We start from the raw sequence: 1,113 nt of genomic DNA, 5'->3' as shown, positions 1-1,113 counted from the left end.
TCGTTGGGGAAGTGGCCGCGGGCTCTGACGGCCCGCCGGTAGCGGGCGTTGATCGACTCGATCGCGTTCGTTGTGCAGATGACCCGGCGGATCTCCACGTCGTACTCCAGGAACGGGACGAACTCCGCCCAAGAGGACTCCCAGAGCTTCACGATCGCCGGATACCGCTCGCCCCACTCGGCTTTGAACTCCGTGAACCGGTCCTTGGCTGACTGCTCGGACGGGGCGGTATAAACCGGTTTGAGTGCCCGCACGATACCGTCGCGGTGTTGCCGGCCGGCGTAACGGAAGCTGTTGCGGATCAGGTGCACGATGCACTGCTGCACGACCGTCCGCTCCCAGGTGGTCGTGATTGCTTCCGGGAGGCCCTTAAGACCGTCACAGACGGCGATGAGCACGTCCTGGACGCCTCGGTTCTTCAGCTCACTGAAGACCTGCAGCCAGAACCTTGCACCCTCGCCTCCGTCGCCGGCCCAGATGCCTAGGATCTCCCGCTCCCCGTTCACGGTGACGCCCATAACGACGTAGAACGGGATGTTGCGCACCTGCCCGTCACGGACCTTGACCACAATCGCATCGACGAACAGGACGGGGTAGAGCGGGTCCAGCGGCCGTGAGGACCACTCGGCAAGCTCACCGGCGACCTTCTCCGTGATCCGACTGATGGTGTCTTTGGAGACCTTGGCCCCGTAGACCTCCTCGAAGTGCGCTGCGATCTCGCCGGTGGTCAGTCCGCGGGCGGACAGGGAGAGCACGATCTGGTCGATGCCGTCCAAGCGCCGTTTCCGCTTGGGCACGATGACCGGTTCGAATGACCCGTCCCTGTCCCGGGGCACCTCGATCTCGACCGGGCCGATCTCGGTCAGCACCGTCTTCGATCTTGTGCCGTTGCGCATGTTCTCCGCGATCGGCGTCTGCCCGTGCTCATGCCCGAGGTGCTCGGTCAGCTCGGCTTCCAGTGCGGTTTCCAGAACGTTTTTTGTGAGCTGGTTCAGCAGCCCGCCGGGCCCGACCAGGCTCACGCCCTGCTCCTTGGCCTGGGCGAGCAGCCGTTCGGCAAGGTCCTTCTGATCGATGATCTCTCCCGTCACAGGATCGATCATCGCCTCTGTT

General features: G+C 64.1%; 1 protein-coding gene. It reads right to left on the bottom strand.

The window, feature by feature from the left end; translation table 11 throughout:
* On the bottom strand, positions 1-1,103 hold a 1,103-nt coding region (locus ACX80P_RS16985; RefSeq protein ID WP_459279269.1), incomplete at its 3' end, for an IS256 family transposase.
* Between the last annotated feature and the right edge of the window lie 10 nt (positions 1,104-1,113).

Source organism: Arthrobacter arabinosi, assembly GCF_054511115.1.
This window is presented reverse-complemented; position numbering and strand designations above follow the sequence as displayed.